The organism is Phosphitispora fastidiosa, from assembly GCF_019008365.1.
GTDB classification, from domain to species: Bacteria; Bacillota; Thermincolia; order Thermincolales; family UBA2595; genus Phosphitispora; species Phosphitispora fastidiosa.
This window is the reverse complement of record NZ_JAHHUL010000025.1, coordinates 25,800-51,291: the sequence shown is the minus strand read 5'-3', so window position 1 is coordinate 51,291 and position 25,492 is coordinate 25,800. Positions and strand designations below refer to the sequence as shown.

Annotated in this window: 27 protein-coding genes and 1 other annotated feature; of the genes, 21 read left to right on the top strand and 6 right to left on the bottom strand. The window is 46.8% G+C overall.

Annotated features, from left to right (window positions below):
- From Ga0451573_RS17495 to pnpS, 4 genes are all read left to right on the top strand, one after another.
- A partial coding sequence (locus tag Ga0451573_RS17495; protein WP_231685452.1) for a LysM peptidoglycan-binding domain-containing protein occupies nt 1-1,239 on the top strand: 1,239 nt, incomplete at its 5' end.
- A 136-nt stretch (nt 1,240-1,375) separates the two neighbouring features.
- Nucleotides 1,376-2,200: a peptidoglycan editing factor PgeF gene (pgeF, locus tag Ga0451573_RS17490; protein WP_231685451.1), complete on the top strand. Its 825-nt coding sequence runs from the start codon at nt 1,376-1,378 to the stop codon at nt 2,198-2,200.
- A 30-nt stretch (nt 2,201-2,230) separates the two neighbouring features.
- A complete protein-coding gene (locus Ga0451573_RS17485) occupies nt 2,231-2,941 on the top strand; it encodes a response regulator (protein ID WP_231685450.1) in 711 nt (236 codons plus the stop codon).
- 2 nt (nt 2,942-2,943) lie between these two features.
- Nucleotides 2,944-4,719: a two-component system histidine kinase PnpS gene (gene pnpS, locus Ga0451573_RS17480; protein ID WP_231685449.1), complete on the top strand. Its 1,776-nt coding sequence runs from the start codon at nt 2,944-2,946 to the stop codon at nt 4,717-4,719.
- 334 nt (nt 4,720-5,053) lie between these two features.
- On the opposite strand, the gene Ga0451573_RS17475 is transcribed toward pnpS, so the two are convergent.
- The 3 genes from Ga0451573_RS17475 to Ga0451573_RS17465 all read right to left on the bottom strand — a co-directional run bounded on the left by Ga0451573_RS17475 (nt 5,054) and on the right by Ga0451573_RS17465 (nt 8,853).
- Nucleotides 5,054-6,877 (bottom strand): methyl-accepting chemotaxis protein, encoded by a 1,824-nt coding sequence (locus tag Ga0451573_RS17475; RefSeq protein ID WP_231685448.1) that lies wholly within the window; start codon nt 6,875-6,877, stop codon nt 5,054-5,056.
- A gap of 47 nt (nt 6,878-6,924) precedes the next feature.
- Nucleotides 6,925-7,995: a rhodanese-like domain-containing protein gene (locus Ga0451573_RS17470; RefSeq protein ID WP_231685447.1), complete on the bottom strand. Its 1,071-nt coding sequence runs from the start codon at nt 7,993-7,995 to the stop codon at nt 6,925-6,927.
- Nucleotides 7,996-8,253: 258 nt separating this feature from the next.
- Nucleotides 8,254-8,853 carry a helix-turn-helix domain-containing protein gene (locus Ga0451573_RS17465; RefSeq protein ID WP_231685446.1) on the bottom strand — a complete coding sequence of 200 codons (600 nt, stop codon included), beginning with the start codon at nt 8,851-8,853 and terminating at the stop codon, nt 8,254-8,256.
- Between the two features lie 198 nt (nt 8,854-9,051).
- Here Ga0451573_RS17465 and Ga0451573_RS17460 point away from each other — a divergent pair, with 198 nt between their 5' ends.
- The 13 genes from Ga0451573_RS17460 (at nt 9,052) to Ga0451573_RS17400 (ending at nt 20,280) form a co-directional block, all read left to right on the top strand.
- Nucleotides 9,052-9,768: a metallophosphoesterase family protein gene (locus tag Ga0451573_RS17460; protein ID WP_231685445.1), complete on the top strand. Its 717-nt coding sequence runs from the start codon at nt 9,052-9,054 to the stop codon at nt 9,766-9,768.
- A 130-nt stretch (nt 9,769-9,898) separates the two neighbouring features.
- The gene (gene pstB, locus Ga0451573_RS17455; protein ID WP_231685444.1) at nt 9,899-10,654 is read left to right on the top strand and encodes a phosphate ABC transporter ATP-binding protein PstB; all 756 of its coding nucleotides are present in this window, start codon (nt 9,899-9,901) and stop codon (nt 10,652-10,654) included.
- A gap of 74 nt (nt 10,655-10,728) precedes the next feature.
- Nucleotides 10,729-11,391 (top strand): phosphate signaling complex protein PhoU, encoded by a 663-nt coding sequence (gene phoU, locus Ga0451573_RS17450; protein WP_231685443.1) that lies wholly within the window; start codon nt 10,729-10,731, stop codon nt 11,389-11,391.
- A gap of 229 nt (nt 11,392-11,620) precedes the next feature.
- On the top strand, nt 11,621-12,610 hold the full coding sequence (locus tag Ga0451573_RS17445; RefSeq protein WP_231685442.1) for a biotin/lipoyl attachment domain-containing protein: 990 nt from the start codon (nt 11,621-11,623) through the stop codon (nt 12,608-12,610).
- Nucleotides 12,611-12,664: 54 nt separating this feature from the next.
- On the top strand, nt 12,665-13,351 hold the full coding sequence (locus Ga0451573_RS17440; RefSeq protein ID WP_231685441.1) for a YggS family pyridoxal phosphate-dependent enzyme: 687 nt from the start codon (nt 12,665-12,667) through the stop codon (nt 13,349-13,351).
- Between the two features lie 36 nt (nt 13,352-13,387).
- On the top strand, nt 13,388-13,834 hold the full coding sequence (locus Ga0451573_RS17435; RefSeq protein WP_231685440.1) for a cell division protein SepF: 447 nt from the start codon (nt 13,388-13,390) through the stop codon (nt 13,832-13,834).
- 15 nt (nt 13,835-13,849) lie between these two features.
- Nucleotides 13,850-14,665, top strand: a complete 816-nt coding sequence (gene proC / locus Ga0451573_RS17430) for a pyrroline-5-carboxylate reductase (RefSeq protein ID WP_231685439.1) — start codon at nt 13,850-13,852, stop codon at nt 14,663-14,665.
- Nucleotides 14,666-14,721: 56 nt separating this feature from the next.
- Nucleotides 14,722-14,994, top strand: a complete 273-nt coding sequence (locus tag Ga0451573_RS17425; RefSeq protein ID WP_231685438.1) for a YggT family protein — start codon at nt 14,722-14,724, stop codon at nt 14,992-14,994.
- A gap of 24 nt (nt 14,995-15,018) precedes the next feature.
- Entirely contained in the window at nt 15,019-15,801 is a 783-nt protein-coding gene (locus tag Ga0451573_RS17420; RefSeq protein WP_231685437.1) for a YlmH family RNA-binding protein, read from the top strand.
- A gap of 101 nt (nt 15,802-15,902) precedes the next feature.
- Nucleotides 15,903-16,439 carry a DivIVA domain-containing protein gene (locus tag Ga0451573_RS17415; protein WP_231685436.1) on the top strand — a complete coding sequence of 179 codons (537 nt, stop codon included), beginning with the start codon at nt 15,903-15,905 and terminating at the stop codon, nt 16,437-16,439.
- Between the two features lie 33 nt (nt 16,440-16,472).
- Nucleotides 16,473-16,763: a DUF167 domain-containing protein gene (locus tag Ga0451573_RS17410; RefSeq protein WP_231685435.1), complete on the top strand. Its 291-nt coding sequence runs from the start codon at nt 16,473-16,475 to the stop codon at nt 16,761-16,763.
- An 82-nt stretch (nt 16,764-16,845) separates the two neighbouring features.
- Nucleotides 16,846-17,092, top strand: a binding site (T-box leader).
- Between the two features lie 49 nt (nt 17,093-17,141).
- Nucleotides 17,142-19,934, top strand: a complete 2,793-nt coding sequence (gene ileS, locus Ga0451573_RS17405; protein ID WP_231685434.1) for an isoleucine--tRNA ligase — start codon at nt 17,142-17,144, stop codon at nt 19,932-19,934.
- A 148-nt stretch (nt 19,935-20,082) separates the two neighbouring features.
- A complete protein-coding gene (locus Ga0451573_RS17400; protein ID WP_231685433.1) occupies nt 20,083-20,280 on the top strand; it encodes a hypothetical protein in 198 nt (65 codons plus the stop codon).
- Nucleotides 20,281-20,621: 341 nt separating this feature from the next.
- Here the strand turns inward: Ga0451573_RS17400 and Ga0451573_RS17395 are convergent, their stop codons facing one another.
- Nucleotides 20,622-20,894: an alpha/beta-type small acid-soluble spore protein gene (locus Ga0451573_RS17395; protein ID WP_269438370.1), complete on the bottom strand. Its 273-nt coding sequence runs from the start codon at nt 20,892-20,894 to the stop codon at nt 20,622-20,624.
- Nucleotides 20,895-21,023: 129 nt separating this feature from the next.
- Between Ga0451573_RS17395 and Ga0451573_RS17390 the strand changes: the two genes are divergently transcribed.
- Both Ga0451573_RS17390 and Ga0451573_RS17385 read left to right on the top strand, forming a co-directional pair.
- A complete protein-coding gene (locus tag Ga0451573_RS17390) occupies nt 21,024-21,704 on the top strand; it encodes a sigma-54-dependent Fis family transcriptional regulator (RefSeq protein WP_231685431.1) in 681 nt (226 codons plus the stop codon).
- A gap of 90 nt (nt 21,705-21,794) precedes the next feature.
- A complete protein-coding gene (locus Ga0451573_RS17385) occupies nt 21,795-22,574 on the top strand; it encodes a HesA/MoeB/ThiF family protein (protein WP_331459441.1) in 780 nt (259 codons plus the stop codon).
- A gap of 56 nt (nt 22,575-22,630) precedes the next feature.
- On the opposite strand, the gene Ga0451573_RS17380 is transcribed toward Ga0451573_RS17385, so the two are convergent.
- Nucleotides 22,631-22,816, bottom strand: a complete 186-nt coding sequence (locus tag Ga0451573_RS17380) for a hypothetical protein (protein ID WP_231685430.1) — start codon at nt 22,814-22,816, stop codon at nt 22,631-22,633.
- Between the two features lie 99 nt (nt 22,817-22,915).
- A complete protein-coding gene (gene pduL / locus Ga0451573_RS17375) occupies nt 22,916-23,593 on the bottom strand; it encodes a phosphate propanoyltransferase (protein ID WP_231685429.1) in 678 nt (225 codons plus the stop codon).
- A 184-nt stretch (nt 23,594-23,777) separates the two neighbouring features.
- On the opposite strand from pduL, the gene Ga0451573_RS17370 reads away from it, so the two are divergent.
- Nucleotides 23,778-24,086 (top strand): ACT domain-containing protein, encoded by a 309-nt coding sequence (locus Ga0451573_RS17370; protein ID WP_231685428.1) that lies wholly within the window; start codon nt 23,778-23,780, stop codon nt 24,084-24,086.
- Nucleotides 24,087-24,110: 24 nt separating this feature from the next.
- On the top strand, nt 24,111-25,469 hold the full coding sequence (locus Ga0451573_RS17365) for a PFL family protein (RefSeq protein ID WP_231685427.1): 1,359 nt from the start codon (nt 24,111-24,113) through the stop codon (nt 25,467-25,469).
- Nucleotides 25,470-25,492 lie beyond the last annotated feature (23 nt).

Below are 25,492 nucleotides of genomic sequence, written 5' to 3'. Positions count from 1 at the left end.
GAGGAACCTGTGGTTGAGGAACCTGTGGTTGAGGAACCTGTGGCCGAGCAGCCTGTAGTAGAGCAGCCTGTGGCTGAGGAACCTGTGGTTGAGGAACCTGTGGTTGAGGAACCTGTGGTTGAGGAACCTGTGGCCGAGCAGCCTGTAGTAGAGCAGCCTGTGGCTGAGGAACCTGTGGTTGAGGAACCTGTGGTTGAGGAACCTGTGGCCGAGCAGCCTGCAGTAGAGCAGCCGGATTCGGATGCCGGGTATATTGTACAACCGGGAGATACCCTTGATAACATTAGTGAAAAAACCGGTGTTCCGGTTGAACGTCTTAAACAGGTCAATGATCTGGATGTAGCCAATGATGCTGTAGCACAGCCGGTGGAGACCGGAGATAGTGCAGTGTTAAGGTATACTGTCAGGGAAGGGGAATCCTTGTGGCTGATTGGCAGAAGCCTTGGAGTGTCATATCAGGAAATAATGAAAGCCAATCAGTTGACAGACCACTTAATTTATCCGGCCCAGGAACTGAGTATTCCCGGGGTGGATTCCTCTAAAGGTGTCTTGGAATATCGCATTAAGAAGGGGGATACCCTTTACTTTATCGGACTTGCCCTTGGGGTAAGCTATGAAGACATCATGTCCTTAAACGGAATTAAAGATATCTGGATATATCCGGACCAGATTTTGAAGATCCCTGACGCGGACAGAGGTACTCTTTACAGGGTCAGGAAAGGCGAGACCCTGGAAGGGGTTGCCGGAAAATTTGAAGTCAGCACTGGGGACATTACCGGACATCAGATTTCAGCTGACAGGCTTTACGAAGGCCAGTTGCTGGTGATTCCCAAGTCTCCCAATGTAAGCAGGAATTCCCGGGCAACTATGTCTGCTATCGATGCCGAGGCGGGTGACCTTGAGTTAATCGCCAGGGCAATCTATGGCGAGGCCAGAGGAGAATCATATGAGGGTATGGTTGCCGTGGGAGCGGTTATCCTGAATCGGTTGGAGCACAAGGATTTTCCAGATAGTATCAGGAGTATAATCTTCCAGCAGGGAGCATTTACTGCTGTTGAAGATGGGCAGATTAACCTTGAGCCCGATGTTCAGGCATACAAAGCAGCCAGGGAAGCGGTTGATGGGGATGACCCGTCAATGGGAGCTCTGTATTATTGGAATCCTCATGAGGCTACCAGCAAATGGATTTGGACCAGGCCCATTATTAAACAGATTGGGAACCATGTTTTTGCAAAGTAAGCTAAAGGGCTGCCTTAAAAGGCAGCCCTTTAGCTTTAAAGCAAATGGCTCCAGGGAATGTTAATCAGTAAATAGAGGAATAAGTTTTGCTGTAAAGAATAACTTTAATTAGTACTTGAACAGGGAGGGCATATTCTTGGAACAGGGGTTTATTCAAAAGGCTTATGGGAATATAGTAATGTTGGAAATCCCGTCATTTAACAGGTCCGGTCTGGTGAAGCACGGATTCAGTACCCGTAACGGCGGAGCAGGCAAAAACCCCTATAATACCTTGAACCTTGCCTGTCATGTGGGAGATTATCCGGAGACGGTTATTAAGAATAGACAGGAAGTGTGCCGGGCGCTGGAGGCTGAAATAGAGCAGATGGTTACCGCACAGCAGGTTCACAGCTCCGTTATCCGGGTTGTAGGTCAGGAGCATGCCGGAGCGGGGGCGTTTTCTTATGATACCGCACTGCCTGACACCGATGGTTTGGTTACCAATGTGCCCGGAGTGCTTTTGGCTACTTTTTATGCCGATTGTGTTCCTCTTTTTATAATGGATCCGGTGAAGCGGGTTATCGCCTCTGTGCATGCCGGATGGAAGGGCACTTTGTCTGGAATCGGCGCAGAAGCCCTGAAGAAGATGGCACAGGTTTTCGGCAGCAACCCAAGGGATTGTCTGGCGGGAATCGGACCGGCCATTGGCCGGTGCTGCTATGAAGTGGATGTAATGGTTTCAGACCGGTTCAGGCATCAATACGACTGGTGTGAGCAGGTGCTGAATCCCGGTGCTGATGGAAGGGTCAGACTGGATCTGCCCGCGGCAAACAGGAACATATTGGTTCAGGCAGGGATTAGGTCAGATAATGTTGAAATGTCTCATATATGCACCTCGTGTAATCAGGACATGCTGTTTTCATACAGGGGAAGCCAGGGAGTAACGGGGAGAATGGGTGCCTTCATAATGCTCCGGAAGTAACCGGCATCCGAAGAGGGAGAATGATGTTTTATGGGTAAACCCACAATTCTTGTAGTTGATGATGAGAGCCACATCGTTGAACTTGTCAGGTTTAACCTTGAGAAAGAAGGATATAATGTCATCAGCGCCCAGGATGGACTGAAGGCTTACAAAATGGCCGCAGAACATAAACCGGACTTGATAGTACTGGATGTAATGCTTCCGGAGATGGATGGCTTTGAAGTCTGCAGGCAGATTCAAAAGGATATTGAAATGGCAGAGATCCCGATTATAATGCTTACGGCCAGGAGCGAAGAGATCGATAAGGTTCTGGGCCTGGAGATAGGGGCAGATGATTATATTACCAAACCCTTCAGCCCGCGCGAGTTGATTGCCAGGGTAAAGGCCCGGCTCAGGCGTATCACTGCAAAGCAGCAGAATCCGGAAATAAGTGGACAGGTTATCCGCATTAATGACTTGATTATTGATCCTGACCGTTTTGAAGTGGTTATTGATGGGACCAGGCTCGAGCTTACCCCGAAGGAATTTGAGCTGCTGCGGATTTTGGCTAAAAACAGGGGCAGGGTATTATCCCGCGAGTTCTTGTTGGAAACTATCTGGGGATATGAATATATTGGCGATTCCAGGACTGTTGATGTCCATATCAGGCATCTTAGGCAAAAGCTGGAATCTGACCCGGCAAACCCCAGATATATTGAAACAGTCCGTGGAGTAGGATATAAGTTTAAGGAGAAAAGCTGACAATGTTCAAAAGCATCAAATGGCGGCTGACAGCGGTATTTTTCAGTGTCACGGCAGTCTTTCTTTTCCTGCTGGGCTTCTACCTGATGAATTTAATGGAAGAGTATTTGTATGACAAAACCCAGGAAAATATGGTATCCTACGCCAAACTCCTAGCTGACAACCTAAAAGATGATTTTTCAGATGGAGCAGGAGCGGAATATTTTGATGTCTATGCTCATGAAGCACAAAGAGACATCGCTGCCAGGGTTACAGTTATCGACGCCAAAGGACAGGTGTTAGGGGATTCAGTAGCTGATAAGGATTCTATGGTTAATCATTTCAGCCGTCCCGAAATTCAGAAGGCCTTGGATAATCAAACCGGGAAAGCTATCAGGTATAGTTCAAGTGCGGGTAAACGGATGATTTATTTTGCTGTTCCGGTAAAAAAAGATAATGACATTTACGGGGCGGTTCGGGTTGCTGTTCCCTGGAGTGAGATTGAAGCGGGACAAAATCATATCAGGTGGAGTATCGGTACGGCTATTTTTGTGGCCCTTATATTGACTGTAGTTGTTGTTTCCTCATTTACCTCAACTCTGGTTGTTCCACTGCAGGAAATGACCTGGGTGGCTAAAGAAATGGCTGAAGGCAAGCTTGATTTAAATGTTGATGTAAAGGCAAAAGATGAAATCGGCGCTCTGGGAAGCGGATTTAACTATATGGCACAGCGTCTCAGGGACACCATCAGCCAAATCACTGAAGAACGAAATAAGGTCAGCGCTATTCTTACCAGTATGAATGATGGGGTTATTGCTATTGACGGGAAGGGCAACATCCTGTTGATAAATCCGGCCATAGAACGGATGTTTCATATAAAATATGAGCACATCCTGGGGAAAAGTGTCATTGAGGTAGTACGTAACTTTGACCTGGAAAGGCTTCTCCACCTGGCGCTGTCCAGCAGTGAGTCGATTACCCGGGAGCTTCAGGTATTTACGCCCGACCCCAAAACATTTCGGGTAAGCACCGCCCCTCTTACCAACGAAACTGGTGTTGTAGGTGTTGTCGCAGTGATGAGAGATGTAACGGCCTTTCGTGAAGTGGAGCGGATGAAAACAGACTTTGTTGCCAATGTCTCCCATGAATTAAGGACACCGTTAACTTCCATCAAAGGCTTTGTGGAGACGCTGCTGGATGGGGCGCTGAAGGAACCGGAAACCGCCAGGCATTTCCTGGAAATAATTAACGATGAGGCCGACCGGTTGAATAGGCTGATCGGAGATTTGTTAAGCCTGTCCAGGATTGAGGCTAAACAGGGCGAAATACATAAGACGCTTGTTAACCTGGAAAGGCTAATTTCGAATGTGGTATCAGTGCTTTCGCCCCAGGCTAATGAAAAAAGCCTTTCCCTTAATGTAGACATAAAGAGCCCACTACCTGCATTAAAGGTTGACAGCGACATGATTGGGCAGCTTATGATAAATCTTGTGGATAATGCCATTAAATATACCCCTGAGGGGGGCAGCATTAATATTACTGCTATAAGAGTCAAGAACGGGATTAAAGTGGCGGTTAAAGACACCGGTATCGGTATTCCGTGGGAGAGTATTCCACGCCTGTTTGAACGTTTTTACCGGGTTGATAAGGCCAGATCGCGCGAAATGGGTGGGACCGGACTAGGCCTGGCAATAGTAAAACACATTCTGGAAGTCCATGGTGGAACCATAGATATAGCCAGCAGGGTAGGCCGGGGCAGTACTTTTACATTTTTCCTTCCGAGTGGTGACCAAGGATGAGTCCCTTGACAGTTGGCTTTGGAAATAACCGTGGAATAGGGTGATATGTTGTACAAGATTTTCCTTGCACTGCCGCCGTTTATCAGTCTTACTGCAATTACAGGCAACAAGCCAGGGAGTCCCCGCATGTCCGAAGATGGCGAAGACCGCCGGGAAGTTTTGGCAAGCCAAAACTTCCCGGCGGTCTTCTAATGAAAAATACCCATTGAGCCATCAAGTTCGGGGACGCTGGCTTGTTGCCGGGGGTAGCAGTTTAGACTCATAGGCGGCAGTGCAGAAAATCGGTACAACATATCGCCATGTTTCATTCCCAGTTATTTCCGAAAGCCAACTGTTAGATTTTAAACTTGCTGATCGAGAGTTCCAGCGCTTGGGCAAGTCTTTCAAGGTTTTGTGATGCCCCGGCAATTTCAGTTGAGGTGTTCACCATTTCCCGGGTGGAAGCAGATACCTTTTCTGAAAGATTTGCTGTTGTATCAACACTTGCGGCAATATTACTGACCACAGAGAGGGCTTGATCACTTCCGGCTGCCATTTCTTCAGCCGAGGCCGAATTCTCCTCGGCGATGGCTGCCAGGCTCTCGATGGAGGCAACAACCTGTTCGCTGTTAACGGCAATATGTTCTGCGGCGTTGGATATGTGCTGCATAAATTCATTGGCTGAATTAATATGTTCAGCGATTTCCTTTAAAGCGAGGTCGGCATTTTTGCCGAGTTCAGTACCGTATTCAACTTCCTTGATGCCTTCTTCCATTGCTTTAACAGAACGTCCGGTTCCGTTTTGGATACCTTTTACAAGTTCAGCTATTTCCCTGGCTGCTTTGCCTGAGCGCTCAGCCAGTTTTCTTACCTCATCAGCCACAACGGCAAAGCCTTTGCCATATTCTCCTGCCCGGGCTGCCTCTATGGCGGCATTCAAGGCCAGAAGGTTGGTTTGGTCGGCAATTTCGTCAATCACCATAATTATTTCACCGATTTTTTCAGAATTCCCGGCCAGTTCCTTAAGTTTGCCTGCGGTCTCAAAGACTTTGGCTTTAATACGTTCCATGCCATCCATAGTTTCCCCAACTGTGGTCATGCCCCTGTTAGCAACATCAGAAGTCTTGTTTGCTGCTTCGGTGATATTTTTGGTGTTTGTGGCCAGTTCCTGTATCGCACCTGCCATATCGTTGACCAGTGAGGAGGTGTTGTTGATATTACCGGCCTGTTCCTGCGCCCCGGAAGCTATTTGAGCAACCGCGAGATTTAGTTGTTCAATGGTATGGGTGGTTTCGGTAACATCTTCAGCCTGTTGATTGTTTTTCTCTGCAAGCTGTTCTATGGTGGCGGCGACATTTTGAGTGAAGCCGGCTGTTTGTGAAGCATGGCCGGCTAACTGGTGGCTTGATTGAATAATCTGCTGGCCTGCATTTTTTACTTCAGATATCAGTCTTTTGACACTCTTGAGCATGGTATTTACCGAATCAGCCAGCACCCCGGTTTCATCGGAGGACTTGACTTTGACTTCACCGGTGAAGTCTCCGGCGGCAATCTGGTTCATACTGTTGACTAGTGATTTTATCGGTCCGGTAACGCTTCTTCCGAACACCAGCGCACCTCCGATTCCGATGAGAGTCAGTACAATCGACAAACCAATGGCATAATTACGTGAGCTTGCGATTTGAAGCTGTGCATTGGTATTTGATAACCCGATTCTTAATAATCCCCAGCGTTCCAGGTCGGAGGTGACAGGAATAGCGATATGATATATCTTGTCACCGGTCGGCTGAGATTCAGCAACAAATGCGGCTTCATCTACCGGTAATACCATCTGAGTTATCTGGTCATTTAAAACCTTACCCTTTTCATTGGGGTCACTGTGGACAAAAATTTTGCCGCTTTTATCAATGAGCATCAGGTAACTGATATCCTTATTTTGCTTGGTTACAGCCAGAAAGCCCTCTTCAATGGTATAAAACTCGTTATGCTGAATATTGTTGACGGCTACCCCGTAAAAAGCGGAACCGATACTCATTCCTTTACTCAGGATTTCCCTGTTGATCATATTTGTTTCCCTGTTAATGACAACAGATGCAAAGATGACTGTGGTAACAATCACAAGAATAGCTGCAAATATTGTCATTTTCAGACCTAAACCCCATCCGCGGCGGGTTTTCATTTGGTTCACCTCCCAGATAAATTGATCTTCAAAGTAATCTGCACTGATTAAGGGTTGGGGCCGGATACAGTAGGATAACCCGGCGCTCCTGTAAACGGTACAAGGGCAAGGACATCACTGTCCGAGGTCCAGCCCATCATGCTGAATTTCATGGCATAGGCTTCATATCCAAGTTGATTCAGAAACATAGCAGCATAACTGGCGGTATGTCCTGTATAGCAGACAACGATAATTTTTTTGTCTGGCGGCAGTTTTTTCAGGTTCTCCTCTTTGGCGAGCTGGGCAAAAGGTATGTTTACAGCGCCGGGGATATGTCCCTTGGCATAATCCTCCGGTCTGCGAATGCTGAGAATGAAGTAATCAGAGTCTTTGTTAACAACTGCATTATTATAGACATCCTCCACTGAGGTGGTTGGAGCCCTGCCTGATGTCAGGTATTCCCCAGTGCGGGCAGCAACAATACCTGCAGCATCCTTGGCTCCGGTGCTGATTGCCGGTAGGTCATGGGTGGGTTCTGCGGTATTAACCTTGGTTTCTACCGGATAGTCTGCAGCTTTGGTGAATGGGGTCAGAGCAAGGACATCACTGTCCGAAGTCCAGCCCATCATGCCGAATTTCATGGCATAGGCTTCATAGCCGAGCTGATTTAGGAACATGGCAGCATAACTGGCGGTATGTCCTGTATAGCAAACTACGATAATCTTCTTGTTTTTATCCAGTTTGTCCAGGTTTTCTTGTTTATAAATCTGCCCGAACTGCACGTTAATGGCTCCTTGAAGGTGTCCCCTGGCGTAGTCCTCCGGTTTGCGGATACTCAGGATTTGATAGCTGGGATCTTTTCCTATGATAACATTATTGTAGACGTCCTCGACAGAAATAGTCGGCGCTTTTCCTGTGTTAAGGTAGCTGTTTGTTGCTTCGATTATCTGGGCAGCTGCCCCGGAACCGGATTTTTCACCGTTTTCAGGGGCTGCAGTTTTGGCTGAATCCAACTCGTCCGCGATGTACCTGAGCACCAGTTCGTCGTCATCACCGCCGCAACCTGCCAGAGAACCCATCATGACTAATGTAAGAGTAATTATTACAAAAAGCCATAATGGTTTTTCCCGGTTAAACATAAACTTCCCTCCTTGTCAGTTTTTGCGCTCTGCATGTTTGGTAACCTGATATATATAAATAATAACCGTTTGGGTTAAAAAACCATATAATGATACAAATTTCGACACGTAACCATCAATTTCCTCTTTTTTATGGGCGAATGACCATAAAAAAGTTAATAAGAAATGTTGACCATAAAAAATGATGCCATCAGCCACTGGAAAGCATCACACTTCCCACCGCTGATAACATCCTTTAATTAGAGTTACACATATTGTTTAAAATATAGGGTTTTTAACCATGTTAATAAAATTCAGCACAAGTTTTAACTGGTCTTCATCTAAGGTGCATATTGAACCTATTGTAGCCTGGATTTTGGGATCCTGCAGCATATTTCTCAGTGTTGGACTGATTCCGGCCATTACTCCGTCAATTTCCTGCTGGTCCATTATTAAGTAGCAGACAGAGATATTCAAGGCATCTGCCAGTTTATTCACGGTCTTCAGGGATGCGTTTACCTTGCCGAGTTCCAATTGAGCCACGAGTCCAGGGGAAACCCCTGCTCGTTGTGCCAGCTCCTTTTGGGATAAATTCTTTAATTTCCTTATATACTGAAGTTTGGTTGGAAGACTGCTGGTTTTCTGGCTGTTTACCAGCATGCTGACAGGTATATCAAAAAACTGGGACAGGGATCTGATGGTTTCCACAGAGGGGCATACTGTACCGCGTTCAATTTCACTCAGGTAAGTAAATGACAAGCCCGTAAGATCACCCATGTCCTTAAGGGTAAGTTTACGTTCTTCTCTCAGCGCCCTTAGTTTATCTCCCAGGGCAAGTTCTTCTACAGCAGAAGATTCGTCTGATTTTATTTTTTTCATATATGTCCCACCGTTTCAAGAAAACATAATTTTTAGACTGCTCATCTAAAATTATAAGGGTATTTTGTGATAATTTCAACTTTAATCAGTATTTATGGAGTAAATATTGCCTTGATATGTTAAAATGGCTCGAAAAAAGGGGATTCTATTATTTATAACGAAACTATTATCTAAATTATTTATTGGGGGTGACTTTTCTTGAGGCTTGCTGTTATTTCCGATATCCACGGAAACCTGGAGGCTCTTAAAAAGGTATTGGCTGATATTGAGAAAAGAGAGGTGGATACCGTTTGCTGCGCTGGGGATATTGTTGGTTATGGGCCGTTTCCCAATGAGGTTATCCAATTGCTTCAGGGGAGAAATATCCCCAGTGTAATGGGAAATTACGATGATACAATTGGAAACTCAAGAATGGTTTGCGGGTGCGATTATGAGGATGAAGAAGCTGCCCTTATAGGGGCCTTCTCTGTTCGGTGGACTGCAGAAAATGTCACCGCCGAGAACAAGCTCTATTTAAAGCAGCTACCCTTTGGGATTGACATGGGGACTGAAAATGCCGGTATCAGGATAGTTCACGGAAGTCCGCGGAAGCTAAACGAATACCTTCATGAGAACCTTTCGGATAAGGAGGTCAACAGTATCCTTATGGAATGTACGGCAGATGTCCTGGTATGCGGCCATACACATATTCCGTTTATCAGATCGGTAGGCGGAAAGCTGCTGGTCAATGCCGGGAGTGTCGGTAAACCCAAACACGGTGACCCCAGGGCTACATATGCTTTGATTGAAATAAACGGCAAAAACACTGCGGAAATTATCTTTGTGGAATATGATGCTGCATCGACTGCCAAGGCAATGGCGGAGAGGGGGATGCCGGAGGCGCTGATCGATATTATCAGGACTGGAAAGTCTTGACGGGCCTGCTGCGGCGTTTTAACACAAACTTAACAATCTAATAACATTTTACTAAAGATACTATGATATAGTAAATTCGGCTTTTAATTAATTTGCCTTGTGCAGGTTTTGATGGGAGGAAGCGCTCAGGATGCCTTCAAAAATCATGGTAAGAGACCTGGAACTTTATTACGGTGAATTCCATGCCTTGAAGAAAGTCAATATGGACATCCAGGAAAACATGGTTACAGCTTTAATAGGCCCTTCGGGATGTGGGAAATCGACTTTTCTGCGTACATTAAACCGGATGAATGACCTTATCGACAGTGTCCGTATTGAGGGAGAGGTCGAATTGGATGGAACTGACATTTTCGGCTCCGAAATTGATGTAGTTAATCTGCGTAAAAGGATTGGTATGGTTTTTCAGAGGCCCAACCCCTTCCCAATGTCAATATATGATAATGTGGCCTACGGACCGAGGATTCATGGTCTGAAAGATAAAAAGAGGCTTGATGAAATAGTGGAAAAGAGTCTGAAAGACGCCGCCCTCTGGGGGGAGGTCAGCGACAGACTCAAAAAACCTGCCCTGGGCTTGTCGGGAGGTCAGCAGCAGAGGCTTTGTATTGCCCGCCTTTTGGCAGTCGAACCTGAGGTTCTGCTGATGGATGAGCCGTCCTCCGCCCTGGACCCTATTTCCACACTCAAGATAGAGGAATTGATGGCTGAGCTTAAGGAGAAATATACTATTATTATAGTTACGCACAATATGCAGCAGGCTGCAAGGGTTTCGGACTATACAGCCTTTTTCCTGACCGGGGATATGGTTGAATTTGGGGTTACCGAAAATATTTTCACCGCACCTGTAGATAAGCGGACAGAGGATTATATTACCGGTCGGTTTGGTTAAAATATTATTGGAAAACCGCGGGAATTACTATAAAATATTTATTACAAACCATTTATAGAAGGGGGAGTAACCTTATGAGTTCTCCACGCCAATCATTTGACCGGGCCCTCGAAGAATTACAGCAGGAAATCCTGCGCATGGGCAGCCTTGTGGAACAGGCGATATATAATGCGGTTCATTCCCTGGCAGTACAGGATGTTTCACTCGCCGACAGTGTTATCAAGGGAGACAAAATAATTGACCAGATGGAACTTGAAATTGAGAATCTATGTCTCAAACTAATTGCCACACAACAGCCGATGGCCAAGGATCTGCGAAAAATCAGCACCGGTTTTAAAATTATCACTGACCTTGAGAGAATGGCAGACCATGCCAAGGATATTGCCAAGGTCACCAAAAAGCTTGCCGGACAGCCCCTGATTAAACCATTGGTGGATATCCCCAGGATGGCGGCCCTGACCCAGCAGATGGTAAAGGATGGACTGGATGCTTATGTCAAAGGTGATGTCGAACTGGCGGGTACACTTAATGAAAAGGACGATGAAGTAGACCACATATATTCGCAGATTTTCAGGGAATTGCTCACATATATGATGGAAGACCCCAGGACTATTACCCAGGCAACTTACCTTTTGTTTGTAGGGCGGTATATTGAAAGAACTGCAGATCATGCCACAAATATCGCGGAACGGGTGATATATCTGGTTACCGGAGAACGTCCCGATTTAAATGATTAAAGTTGATTATAAATATGAATAGGGTAGAGGTGTTCCGAGAGGCAGAGATTTGTCTGCCTGGGAATACATCTGCCCTTATTTGATTTTTGCTGTATACAATGGATTTTCCGCATTCAATCTTAGTAATTGATTCTACCTACCGCAAATTTTCGGCAATAGCAGGAGTTGTTGGGCCAAATGTAGAATATATTTCCTGTTACAGGCTTGAACCGGGGAAGGACGATAATTTATGCAGACATCGAAGAACGAGGCAGAAGTAAGGGTTCGAGTTCGCAGAAATCCAAGCAGAGCGCTGCGCAAGTTAGTATTGATACTTATATCGTTATATCTCATTTTTTTAACATACAACTTTGTTCACGACCTGGTAGTGGCCCGTTTGGCCAAAGTTGAGATGGTCAGCAGGGGTATTGTGCAGGCAGCTGTTCCCGCACAGGGAATTCTCGTCAGGGATGAGATACCGGTAGCTGCGCCCAGGACAGGCCTGTTGAAGGTGATTGTTCCGGGAGGGGAGCGTGTCCGGGTGGGACAGGTAGTGGCTCAGGTGGTGGCAGTATCACTGGACAGCCATTCGGGGGAGAAGGCATATAATATTACAGCGCCCCGGGCCGGAATAGTCAGCTATCACCTGGATGGCCTGGAAGAAGTTTATTCAAGGAAGAATATTAATGAATTGGATTTGGAAAAAGTCCAAACACTACAGGCAGAGGTTAAACAGGTTCTGCCGGGGAATCAGATCGAGGAAGGGAGCCCGGTATTTAAAATAGTCAACAACCTGGAACCCCTGTTTGTTATTGCAGTTCCCTCTGATGAAGTAAATTCTATAGATATGGAAAAAGGCAGTACTGTTTTGCTTTCCTTAGGCTCTGATGAAAAAGATGTCTCCTATGCTGTCCTGTCTGAAAAGGATTTTGGAGGCAACTCCGGTCGGCTGCTGCTTAGCTTGACCAGCTATGCCAACAACCTGATAGCTCCAAGAACCATCATATTTAAAGTAATCACAGAGAGGTATGAAGGGTTCTTCATTCCTGCCGGTGCCCTTGTGCGCAAGGAAGGAAAGGATGGAATTTTTACAATTTATAAGGAGCGGGTAAGGTGGAAGGGTGTTGAAATCCAGGGCCGGGTCGGTGATAAAGTAGTGATTACCGGTGTCACAGCAGACCTGAAAGTAGTCCTTAATCCCCAATATGTTAAAGAGGGCTTCACTCTTAAGCTGCCCTAAATTTTGGTTGATCGCCGTTCCGGGGATTTTCAATAAGGTGGTGCTCTTTTTGAGATGAGTGATTTAACCTCAAATATTAATGAAGTTTTGGAAGATGTCAGGCAGGCTGCAGCCAGGTCCGGCAGAGACCCGGCAGAAATTGGGATAGTGGCTGTTACCAAGACAGTACCTGTAGAAACTGTCAGGTTAGCGGTGTCTGCCGGACTGCTCATTTTGGGAGAAAACAGGGTTCAGGAGCTTACTGCAAAGTACCCCCTCGTAGAGGGGGCAGAATGGCACCTTATTGGACACCTGCAGCGAAACAAGGTAAAATATATTACTGACAAGGTTTCCCTGATTCATTCCTTAGACAGCGCTGTACTGGCGGAAGAAATTAACAGGCGGATGAGCTCAATGGGCAGGGTAATGGATGTGCTGGTTCAGGTTAATATCGCCGAGGACCCCAATAAATACGGTATCAAAGCTAACCAGGTTATTGATTTTGTTGAAACTGCGGCGCAGCTTCAGGGAATCAGGATTAGAGGGCTGATGACTATAGGACCCTATGTTTCAGATCCTGAGGAAATCAGGCCGGTGTTCCGTGAACTGAGGAAGCTCGCCGGGAATGTGAAAAAAATGGACCTTCCGGGTGTGGATATGCGGCATCTTTCTATGGGAATGTCCAATGATTATATAGTTGCCATTGAGGAAGGGGCAACCCTTGTCCGGATTGGCAGCGCAATTTTTGGTACGAGAAAATAAGAAGGCGGTTATTAAAACGAAAAGGGGGAAGTCGGAATGAGCAGGATTATGGACAAGGTTCTTGGGTTTATGGGCTTTGAAGAGGAAGAAGTGGAAATTCTCGAAGATGAGGAAACCATGGTTGCTGAAGATGACTCGTCGGCAAAGAAAAAGAAAAACAGCAATATTTTCAGTCTTCACACCCAGAAGAACATCAGGGTGGTTGTTTGTGAACCCAAAGTCTTTGAAGACTGCCAGAACATTGCTGATAACCTGAAGACCAGAAGGCCTGTGATAGTTAACCTGGAAGAAGCTGATAAGGAACTGGCGAAAAGGGTGGTTGATTTTATCAGCGGAACTACATATGCCCTGAATGGAAGTACTCAGAAAGTGGGGAATGGAATATTCCTGTTTGTTCCCAGCAATATGGATATTGCCAGTGAAGCAAAGAACGCCGAAAAGGAAAAAGACAAGGAAAAGGGCCTGTTCACCTGGGTTCGCTAACGGGGGGCCGCGATTATGTCTATTAAAAAGAATATCGGTTTTATCGGAGCCGGCGCAATGGCTGAAGCCCTTATCAAAAGCCTCCTGGGAAGGCAGTTTGCAGACGCATCAAATATATGGGCGAGTGACGTTAATTGTGAGCGGGGCCGGTATTTAACTGAAACTTACGGAATAAACTATGTACAGGATAACTTGGAGCTGGTGGACAATGCTGCAGTGGTTATTCACGCAGTGAAGCCTTTTGTCCTGGGCCATGTTTTAGCCGGAATTGCCTCCAAGGTGTCTGCAGGACAATTACACGTCTCTATAGCAGCCGGGATTTCTCTTGAATTTATGGAAGGCCTGCTGCCTTCCGGCACGCCTGTGGTCAGGGTTATGCCCAATACGCCTTGTCTGATAGGTGAGGGCGCCACGGCATATACTCCCGGGTCTTCTGTTAACACTGAGCAGGAGGAACTGGTAAAAGATATTCTGGAATGTACCGGATTGGCGGTCCGGGTGCCGGAAAACCTGATGAATGCAGTTACAGGTCTCAGTGGCAGTGGACCGGCATATGTTTTTCTTGTTATTGAAGCCCTTGTCGACGGAGCCGTAAGGGCAGGCCTGTCTCGGGATGTGGCTGCATCTCTGGCCGTCCAGACCCTTATTGGAGCTGCCAAAATGGTCAGAGATACCGGCAGGCATCCTGCCGTCCTGAAGGACATGGTTACAACTCCGGGTGGAACCACTATTGCCGGGCTTCATGTCCTGGAGAAATCAGGGGTCAGGGCAGCCCTGATGGATGCTGTTATGGCTGCGGCTGAACGAGCCGGAGAACTGGGCAAAGATTAACAGAGCTGTCTGACAAATAAACCGGTCCGGACCGGGCAAGCTGGGAGGTTCTTTTTTTGATATGGCTGGTTGTTGATGTGATGTTTGATGTTATCAGGTGGTTGGTTATAGCACGGATTATTTTATCTTTTATACCGATGTTTACCAGAATAGACCCGTATCACCCGTTAATCAGGTTTGTTATGGAAATAACAGAGCCCTTAATGGCCCCCTTCCGCAGACTGATTCCACCTGTAGGGGGACTTGATTTATCACCGATTGTGCTGTTTCTGGTTCTGGAATTTGCGCGTACCCTGGTGAAACAGCTAATATTCATGCTTTTTTATTGATATTCTGACTTCGGAGAATTGACAGTGAATAGAAAAGAGATACTTGAACACGCAAAACCTGAGGACCGAATAGTTATTGCACGGGTGTTGGATAAAATACAATCTGCCATAAAGTTTGCCGGCGTGGAGGTCACAGATATTTATGACCCGCACCGGCAAAAACTGCTTTCGCAGGTTTTAGCTTTAGAATCGGGGATTTCTTTTATATGGGCCGGAGGCTATGAGGAAGCTGAAAGGCGAAGAGCAGTAGTTTGTCCTGACTATATGGAAGCAGGCACACAGGATGACGGGCTGGGCCTGCTGTCAATAATGGGAAATTGCAGGTTCCGCGACCTGACACACCGGGATTTTTTGGGGGCGATTCTCTCACTTGGTATAAAAAGGGAAAAAATTGGAGACATTCTAGTATATGAGGGCGGCTCCCAGGTCATTGCAGACCGTGACATGCTTGAATATATCGCTGGAAACCTGACCAAGGTAAACCGCCTGGGGGTTGAGGCCAATATTGTACCACTGGAGCAGTTGAAGCTGCCGGAAGAGCAGGTGAAGGAGGTCTTTGCCACGGTGTCTTCCCTCAGACTGGATGCGGTAACAGCAGCGGGCTTCGGTATTTCCAGAAGCAAAATGGCTGATGAGATCAAGGCGGAAAAGGTCCGGGTCAACTGGGTCGCTGTTTCTGATTGTGCTTCCCCGGTACAGGAGGGTGACCGGATATCCATCAGAGGAAGAGGCAGGATGAAAATTGACCGGGTTAAAGGTGAGACCAAGAAAGGCAGAATTGCCCTAATTATAAAGAGGTATGCTTAGGAACTTTTTTGGTAGATTTTATCACATTACAGAGGATTTTATTTCCTGTGGGTAGAAGTATCTCTTAATACCTTGCATAAAAGGTTTGGGAGGTGCTGGATTTGACATTGACCCCTTTGGATATCCATAACAAAGAGTTCCGCAAGGCTTTTCGCGGTTATGATGAGGAAGAGGTTGACGAATTTCTTGATCGGGTTGTCAAAGAATATGAAGTCCTGTTCAAAGAAAATGCCGGGTTAAAAGAGGCATTGGAGGCAAAGAATTCAGATATCGGCACTTATCAGGAACTGGAGCAGACTCTCCAGAAAACCCTGGTTATTGCCCAGCAGACTTCTGATGAGATGAAAAACGGCGCCCGCAGGGAAGCAGATGCTGTTATCCAGGAAGCCCGTCTCAAGGCAGAACAGATTATTGCTGCTGCCGAGGAACAGGTTAAGAATATTATCAGGGAGTATGAAGATGTTCGTAAAGAAGCCCAGGTGTTCCGGGTCAAGTTCCGTTCCTTCCTCAAGAGCCATTTGGAGCTGATCGGGGAAGAGGAAGAAGTGAGATTTGATCAGACTCTTTTTAATGAAGCAGCAGCGGGGGAAGCAGCAGTGACTGTGACTGACAAAGAGGCCGGTATTAAAATAGGTTAAACAGGTAATCCCGCCTGACAGGGAGGCGCTGCCTTGGATATTCAGGAACATTCTAATGGAACGGCTGTTAAGGTCAAGATTCAGCCAAGGGCTTCCAGAAACCGGATTGCCGGTGAACTGGGGGACATGCTCAAAGTAACTTTAACCGCACCTCCGGTGGATGGGGCTGCAAATGCGGCGTGCATTGAGTTTTTTGCATCATTGTTGAAAATACCCAAAAAGCAGGTAGAAATATTATCAGGTCACACCGGAAGGACAAAGCTGATTAAGTTTTACGGGGTGACTAAAGATGAACTACAGCGTGTTTTGGGTGTCGGAGATTAAGTATATGCAGTTGTTGTGTCTGAAAGTTGACTAAGCCGTACCTATTGGATATAATTATATAATAATTGTTTCAGGAATAAAATTAATGACCATGAAGGAGCGAGTAGGCCTTAAACAGGGTCAGCGAGTCCGGGAGGGTGCGAGCCGGACGCTGTAACAGTGCCGAAAATCACTCCGGAGTTGTGCAGCCGAAAGTTGAGTAAGCTGTACCGGTGCAGCCGTTATCCTGCAGGCAAATAAGAGCCGTACTGGCAGTGCCGAGTGATGATGCCTGTCAGCTATAACGGAATTTAGGGTGGTACCGCGGGAAAACTACTCCCGTCCCTATGGGACGGGGTTTTTTTATGCCTGAAAGCTGGAATAGAGGAGGAAAATTAAATGGATTACAGCAAGACACTAAACCTTCCGCAGACCGATTTCCCTATGAGGGGGAACCTTCCGGAGCGGGAGCCGGAGATACTTGATTTCTGGGAAAAGCAGGATATTTACAGGAGGGTCCAGGAAAAAAATGAAGGCAGACCCAAGTTTATCCTGCATGACGGGCCTCCATATGCTAATGGCAATATTCATCTGGGACATACCTTAAACAAGGTGCTGAAAGACATTATTGTTAAATATAAATCAATGAACGGGTTTGATGCACCCTATGTTCCCGGATGGGATACCCATGGGCTCCCCATTGAGCAGCAGGCAATTAAGGCCCTGGGAATCAACCGCCATGAAGCTGGGCTCGTAGAATTCAGAAAGAAATGTCAGGAATATGCCTTGAAATTTGTCGGCATCCAGAAGGAGCAGTTCAAGCGCCTGGGTGTCAGGGGTGACTGGGACAATCCTTATCTGACCCTGCAGCCCCATTTCGAGGCTAAGCAGATCGAAGTATTTGGAGAAATGGCCAAACGCGGCTATATCTATAAGGGACTGAAGCCCGTATACTGGTGTGCTTCCTGTGAAACAGCCCTGGCTGAAGCAGAAGTTGAATATGGTGACAAGAAATCTGCTTCTATATATGTTAAGTTCCCGGTGCAGGATGGTAAGGATGTACTTCCTGAAGAGAACACCTTTGTGGTTATTTGGACAACAACACCGTGGACATTGCCGGCCAATGTCGCCATCTGCCTGCACCCTGATTTTGACTATGTGCTGGTGGAAACGGTTGCAAATGGAGAAAAACTGCTGGTGGCTGAGGGGTTATTGGAGCAGTTTATGGCAGATGTCGGCATTGAAAATTATGCAGTAAAACAGAATTTCAATGGCTCCGACCTTGAAGGCATCACCTGCAGACACCCGTTTATGGAACGGGAATCCCTGCTGATTCTGGGTGACCATGTTACTTTGGAACAGGGTACAGGTTGTGTTCACACAGCTCCGGGACACGGTGTCGAGGACTTTGAGGTCGGCAAAAAATACGACCTTCCGGTTATTTCACCACTTGACAACAGGGGTGTGTTTACCGCTGAAGGTGGTTTTGTTGAAGGCCAAACTACTGATGAGGCCAATAAGAGTGTTGTTGTCAAACTGGAGGAAATCGGAGCCCTGATGAAGATGTCATGGATCAAGCACCAGTATCCGCACTGCTGGCGCTGTAAGAATCCAATTCTTTTCAGGGCGACTGAGCAGTGGTTTGCTTCAATCGACGGTTTCAGGAAACAGGCGCTTGAAGAAATTGACAGAGTCAGGTGGGTCCCGTCATGGGGCCGTAACCGTATTTATAATATGATTGCCGACCGCGGGGACTGGTGTATTTCCAGGCAGAGGACATGGGGTGTTCCCATTCCCATCTTCTATTGTGAGGACTGCGGCAAAGAGGTCATCAATGACAGGACTGTTGAGCATATCAAGGAACTGGTAAAGGAAAACGGTTCAGATGTCTGGTTCGCCAGGGAAGCTAAGGACCTTATGCCTCCGGGTATAACCTGCCCGGCTTGCGGCAGCGGCAGGTTCCGCAAGGAGACAGATATCATGGATGTTTGGTTTGATTCGGGTTCCAGCCACTGGGCGGTGCTTACCCAGCCCCAGTACTGGCCGGATCTCACCTGGCCTGCTGACCTTTACCTGGAAGGCAGTGACCAGCATAGGGGATGGTTCAACTCATCACTTTGTACTTCAGTTGCTACTACCGGAAAGGCGCCTTACGGGACTGTCCTGACCCATGGTTTTTTGGTTGATGAACAGGGCCGGAAAGAGTCCAAGTCACAAGGGAATGTGACCGACCCCCTTGAAGTGATTAAGCAAATGGGGGCCGATATTCTCAGGCTGTGGGTATCCTCGGCTGATTATAAGGCAGATGTGGCCGTATCCAAGGGAATCCTGAAACAGATGTCAGAGGCATACCGTAAAATCAGGAATACAGCGCGATATCTCCTGGGGAACCTCTATGATTTTGACCCTGAGTATGACAGGGTAGCCTATAATGAACTGACAGAGCTTGACAGGTGGGCCCTGCTAAAGCTTCACAAGCTGAGCAAGCGGGTTTTAAATGCTTATGATAACTATGAGTTCCATGTTGTTTATCATGCGGTACACAATTTCTGTGCCGTTGATATGAGCGCATTTTACCTGGATATTGCTAAAGACAGGGTATACACTTCTTTGCCGGATTCCGGAGAGCGCCGCGCTGCCCAGACTGTCATGTATGAGATTATAACGTCACTCGTCAGGATTATCGCTCCTGTATTGGCATTTACTTCAGAAGAACTCTGGCGGTATATTCCGCGATCTGCCGGTGAGCCCGGAAGTGTCCAGCTGGCTGAAATGCCTCAGATCAGGGAAGACTATATCGATGAAAAGCTCGAGGCCAAGTGGGAGAAAATTATCAAGGCCCGAAATGAAATTGCCAAAGTATTAGAGCAGGCCCGCCGGGATAAAGTTATCGGCCATTCCATGGATGCTGCGGTGACAGTATATGCCGGTGAGGAGCTTTACACATTCCTTGAACCGGTAGCAGACCAACTGGCCTCTATCCTGATTGTTTCCCGGGCAGAACTGGAAAATATCGATAATGCTTCCGGAGATGTATTTGTTTCGGAGGAAATGCCGGGACTTAAAGTGAAAGTGGCCCAGGCTGCAGGGGGCAAGTGTGAACGCTGTTGGACATACAGTGAAGAAGTTGGCAAGGATGCAGTTTATACGACCCTGTGTGGAAAATGCCTGGACGCGGTAAGACAGGTATAAATGGTTTAGCGTTAAGCCTGTTAATGTTATGCATATTGTCTTCATCCGGGCAGGAATCTGCTTTAAGGTGTCGAATTTAAATATGGAATAATTGTATACTGGCTCCATATGCTATATGAGTCACAAATTAAACTAAGGGGGGATAAAGGTGTCAGAATTCAAATGCGCTAACTGTGAGCTTTGTGGTAAGGAAATGGATGCTGCTTTGACATGTTCCATCATTCTCAATGACGAAGACAAGAAGGAAAAGGCATGCTGGTGTGTGTGCAAAGACTGTATGGATAAGTTCAACGAAAATATCAGGGATTACTATAAAGCCTTAATCGATGATAAGCCTCAAAAGTAACAATAACTGAAGAGGCAGGGATATTCCCGGGAACGGTACTACCGTATCTCCAAGGAGTATCCTGCTTTTTTTTCTTCTAACAACTATGTAAGCACCTCGGCAACAGAAATTTTTATATTGGGTGTCACCCTCCCTGGGTTGGCTCCGGAAATGGCTGCGGCATATGGTGAGCTGTTGTACAAGATTTTCCTGGCGGCTTCTTATGAGACAACTCAGTGAGCCATCGAGTTCGGGGACGCTGCCTTGCTGCCGGGGGATTGCAGTTTAGACTCATAGGCGGCATTGCGGAAAATCGGTGCAACAGCTCACCATATGTCATTATCAGCCATTTCCGGAGCTTACTACTGTGGAGGTTTACGCCCGCGCTTAAGACGCGCCTCCGAGTATTCCTCAAGGTTGTTCAGCCTCCGCTGTTTCATTTTCCGGGTCATATATCCTCCAATCTGCCCTGATTCGGCGGCGCTTAGCCCTGCCCAGCCAATATCCTTGACTTTATCCCACAAGCCAAGTTCTTTCGCTGTTTCAATTTTGAACTTATCCACTGGAGTTAGAGGTTTCTTTTTCTTCCTGCTTTTTTTCTTTCCTGTTGTTTTTATGCTCTTTTCAACTGTCAAAACTACCGACCTCCTGTAGAAAGTATGGTCAAATATTTGGTTTTTCATAAGTTTTACTGATTTTTTTTCAGATTTATTGTATGATATTGTATAGGGAAATTCAGATTATTTGTAAAAGCGGAGGATTTTATGAGAGTTTTGGTTAGGGATGTAATGTCCAAGGGAGTTCTTAAATTAAGAAAAGATCAGACTATTAAAGAGGTCAACCAGTTATTTCTGGACAGGGTTATTGACGGCGCACCTGTGGTCGACAATAACGGTAAGGTTGTCGGGGTTTTTACCAAGACACACCTTATGAGGGCAATTGGCAAGCCTTTAGACACTCCAATAGAGTGGCTGATGAACAAGAATGTTATTTCAATCGGGGAGACTATGCCGGTGGAAGAAGCCATGAATATTCCGGTTGGACGGCTCCCTGTTGTGGATAAAGAGGGCAAGATGGTGGGATGGCTGACCCGTACTGACCTGGCATCTGCATTTATGGATCATTACAAAAAGTCAATTGAAGGGCTTTCAAAGATAATTGACCTGGCTGTTTATGGCATATTAGCCATTAATCCGGAAGGAAAGATAAATGTCTTTAACAGCAAGGCAGAGGAATTATGGGACATAAATGCTGAAAACATTATCGGCCAGTCCGTTGGGGAGTTGTTTCCTGCTTTGGGAATGGATACTATCCTTAGGAAACGTGAATCGAGAAGCGGCACTATTATTGTAGACGAGATTCTTTATAAAATTGAAATGAACCCTATTATAGTTGACGGAGAATTAAGGGGAGCTGTTTCCCGGTTCAGCAGGGTCGAGGAATGATTGGCTGCTTATCATGTTTTAATGTATTAATGCGGCTGTCCTGGCCGGCTGCGTAGTTCACCAAGCGGAGATTTTGCGGCAGGAAGAGGTATGAATATGGACCGCACCGATGAAGGTTTAAATGGGAGATTAAGTGTAAAAGAAAAGCAAAGGTATCATCGGCAGCTTATAATGCAGGAAATAGGTGAAGCCGGGCAGCGTAAGCTCAAGACCGGCAGAGTGCTGGTGGTAGGCACCGGGGGTCTGGGGTCACCGGTGCTTTATTATCTTACTGCGGCAGGGGTAGGGACCATCGGGTTCGCCGATTCTGACATCGTTGACCTGAGCAACCTGCAGCGGCAGGTACTGCACAGAACCCCTGATCTGGGGAAGCCTAAGGCTGTTTCTGCATTCGAAAAGTTATCTGCACTGAACCCTGAAATAAGGCTTGTGTCTGTTGGTGAAAGGATCGGCAGGAAGAATGCAGGGGACCTTATAGAGGGGTATGATATTGTTATAGACTGTACAGATAATTTTCCAACCAGGTACATTCTCAATGAGGTCTGTATCAAGTCAGGAAAGCCTTTTGTTCACGGTGGTATACTTGGCTTTTTCGGACAGGCTATGACTATCGTTCCGGGAAGAGGTCCCTGTTTCCAGTGCGTTTTTCGTGAACCGCCTCCCCCGGAAGCAATGCCAAATCCGCCCGGAGTACTCGGCGCTGTGGCCGGGACGATAGGGACTATCCAGGCGGCGGAGACTATTAAGCTGCTGACAGGCAGTGGGAGACTGTTGACCGGCAGACTGCTTATGTATGATGCCCTTGAGGTGTCCTTCAGGGAGGTTGAGGTTAAACCTGACTTGCACTGCCCGGTTTGTGGAAAAAATTAATCTGCTTTAAAAGGTAAGGGTGCGATTTCGGAATGAAATCACCCCCTTTTTTTAGCTTATTGGCTTTCTATATCATCAGGATTATCATTTTTAACAATGGTGATACCATGGCCTTTTTGCTCTGTTATCCTGTCATCCGGACTATCCAGCACCGTCAGGGTGTTTTCTATCTGTTCCCCTTTGTCATATATCTTTTTATGCTGTGTCTGGGGAATTTTCTTATCATCTTCCACTTTCATCATTATACTCCTCCTTTCGTTTTCTCTATTTTCGGTGTTCCGGGAAATCGGTACAATTCCACACCTAATTCGCCCTACGGTCATTTCCCGAAAACACCTCACTTAGGAAACAAGTATCTTCCCGATAATAGTCACATAATCACCGTCTTCGATTACGGCGGCATTTGCTTCATCAGTATCAACATGCATTTCGGTAATAAAGCTCTTGTCTACTCTTACCAGAACTTCAGTGAAAATTAAGTCCCGTTCGCCATCGACCAGCACCTGTACCCGGTCGCCGTTTTTGAGTTTCAGCTTTACGGCATCATCAGGGCTCATGTGAATATGAGTTGCTGCCAGGATTACCCCTTCCTTTAGGGTAACTGCCCCATAGGGACCCACCAGGACTATGCCTGGCGTTCCGGCAATATTGCCGGAGTCCCTGACCGGTGGTTCCATCCCCAGGTGGTAGCCGTCTGTTCCGGAAATCTCTACCTGGGTCTTATCTCTTATGGGGCCAAGGATCCGGATACCTTCTATGACCCCCTTGGGGCCCACCACCGTAAGGGTTTCCTTGGCAGCATACTGCCCCGGCTGGGCCAGGTCACGGTACTTGGTCAGATTATAACCGGGACCGTAGAGCAGTTCCAGGTCTTTTGGGGAAATATGAATATGTCGTCCGGAAATTCTTACTTTGACATCAGTGTTTGAAGATTCCAGAGGTTCCACATGGGGTGGGGCATCCTCAAGGTTAACCGGTGGTTTCTCAAGGAAAAAGAAATCACTGTCATTTTCAAACAATAGGCAGCCTCCTTCCCAGGTGCAGTCTTTAATAGCAAAATTATGAATTAGTGTTTTTTATCTGTTCTATTTTGCCCAATCTCTGAATATATATTTAGTTTAGTCAAACTGGCTTTTCCAGCATTCACCTGTTATAATGTTATTATTATATTTAAAAAAGATTTCTAACAAGGAGTTGAGACCGGTGCAGGAATATAAAATATCCGGCAGTGAAGGAGCACGAAGCAAGGTTATCATCACAGTACTGGGTAAGGACAAGGTGGGAATCATTGCAGGGGTATCGGTGGTATTGGCTGAATACAATGTCAACATTCTTGATATCAGCCAGACGATACTTCAGGACATATTTACAATGGTCATGGTTTGTGATATTACTAACTGTAAAGTTGAATTCGGGACGTTGAAAGACAGGCTGGAGGAAAAAGGCCGGGAAACCGGTCTACAGATACAGGTGCAGCATGAGGATGTATTCCAGTTTATGCACAGGATTTAAGATACAGGGCGGGAGGGAATCGTTTTGCTTAGTTTTCAGGAGATATTGGAAACTGTCCGTATGGTACAGCAGGAACATCTTGATATCAGGACAATTACAATGGGGATTAGTTTAAGGGACTGTGCCGACAGTGACCACAAAGTCGTGGGGCGCAAGATATATGATAAAATTACCAGGCTGGCCGGCAATCTGGTGGCCACAGGTGAGGAGATTGAGCGGGAATACGGGATACCTATTGTGAATAAGAGGATTTCCGTTACGCCTGTATCAATTTTTGCCGAGAGCTGTGCCACAGATGATTATGTTTATTTTGCCAGGATTCTTGACAAGGCTTCGGCCGAGGTAGGAGTTAACTTTATCGGCGGATTCTCAGCGCTGGTACATAAGGGCTGCACATCCGGTGACAACAAACTTATCAGGGCAATTCCCGAAGCCCTGGCAACAACAGAGAGGGTCTGTTCCTCTGTTAATGTGGCCACAACCAAGGCGGGCATCAATATGGATGCCGTTTACGGGATGGGCAGGGTAATCAAAAAGGCATCAGAGCTGACCGCTGATAAGGATGGACTGGCCTGTGCCAAGCTGGTGGTCTTTGCCAATGTGCCCGAGGATAACCCCTTTATGGCCGGGGCTTTTCACGGTGTGGGGGAACCAGAGTGTGTTATTAATGTCGGTGTAAGCGGACCAGGTGTGGTCAAGCAGACTGTGGAAAAGCTGGGCGGGGCTGATTTCGGAACCCTGGCAGAAATGATAAAAAGGACTGCTTTTAAGGTTACCAGGATGGGTGAGCTTGTCGGACGGGCAGCTTCTGAGAAGCTGGGAGTAACTTTTGGTATCGTAGACTTGTCCCTGGCGCCAACTCCAGCTGTCGGAGACAGTGTGGCCGAAATACTTGAAGCTATGGGGCTGGAACGCTGCGGAACTCATGGCACTACTGCTGCCTTGGCTCTGTTAAATGATGCTGTCAAGAAAGGCGGGGCTATGGCTTCATCTTATGTTGGTGGTTTGAGCGGCGCTTTTATACCGGTCAGTGAGGATGCCGGGATGATCAGGGCTGTTGAGGATGGAGCCCTTAGCCTGGAAAAGCTTGAGGCAATGACCTGTGTATGTTCTGTCGGACTTGATATGGTTGCCGTTCCGGGGGATACCAGCGCTGAAACCATTGCGGCCATTATTGCCGATGAGGCGGCAATAGGTGTGATTAATCAAAAAACGACTGCAGTCAGGATTATTCCGGCTCCTGGCAAGGGAGTAGGAGATTATGTTGAATTTGGCGGCCTCCTGGGGCGGGCGCCGATTATGCCTGTGAATAAATATAGTTCGGTTGAGTTTGTTAAAAGAGGGGGCAGGATTCCGGCGCCGATACACAGCCTGCGGAACTAAAGGCAAGCATGTCAAAAAGGGGC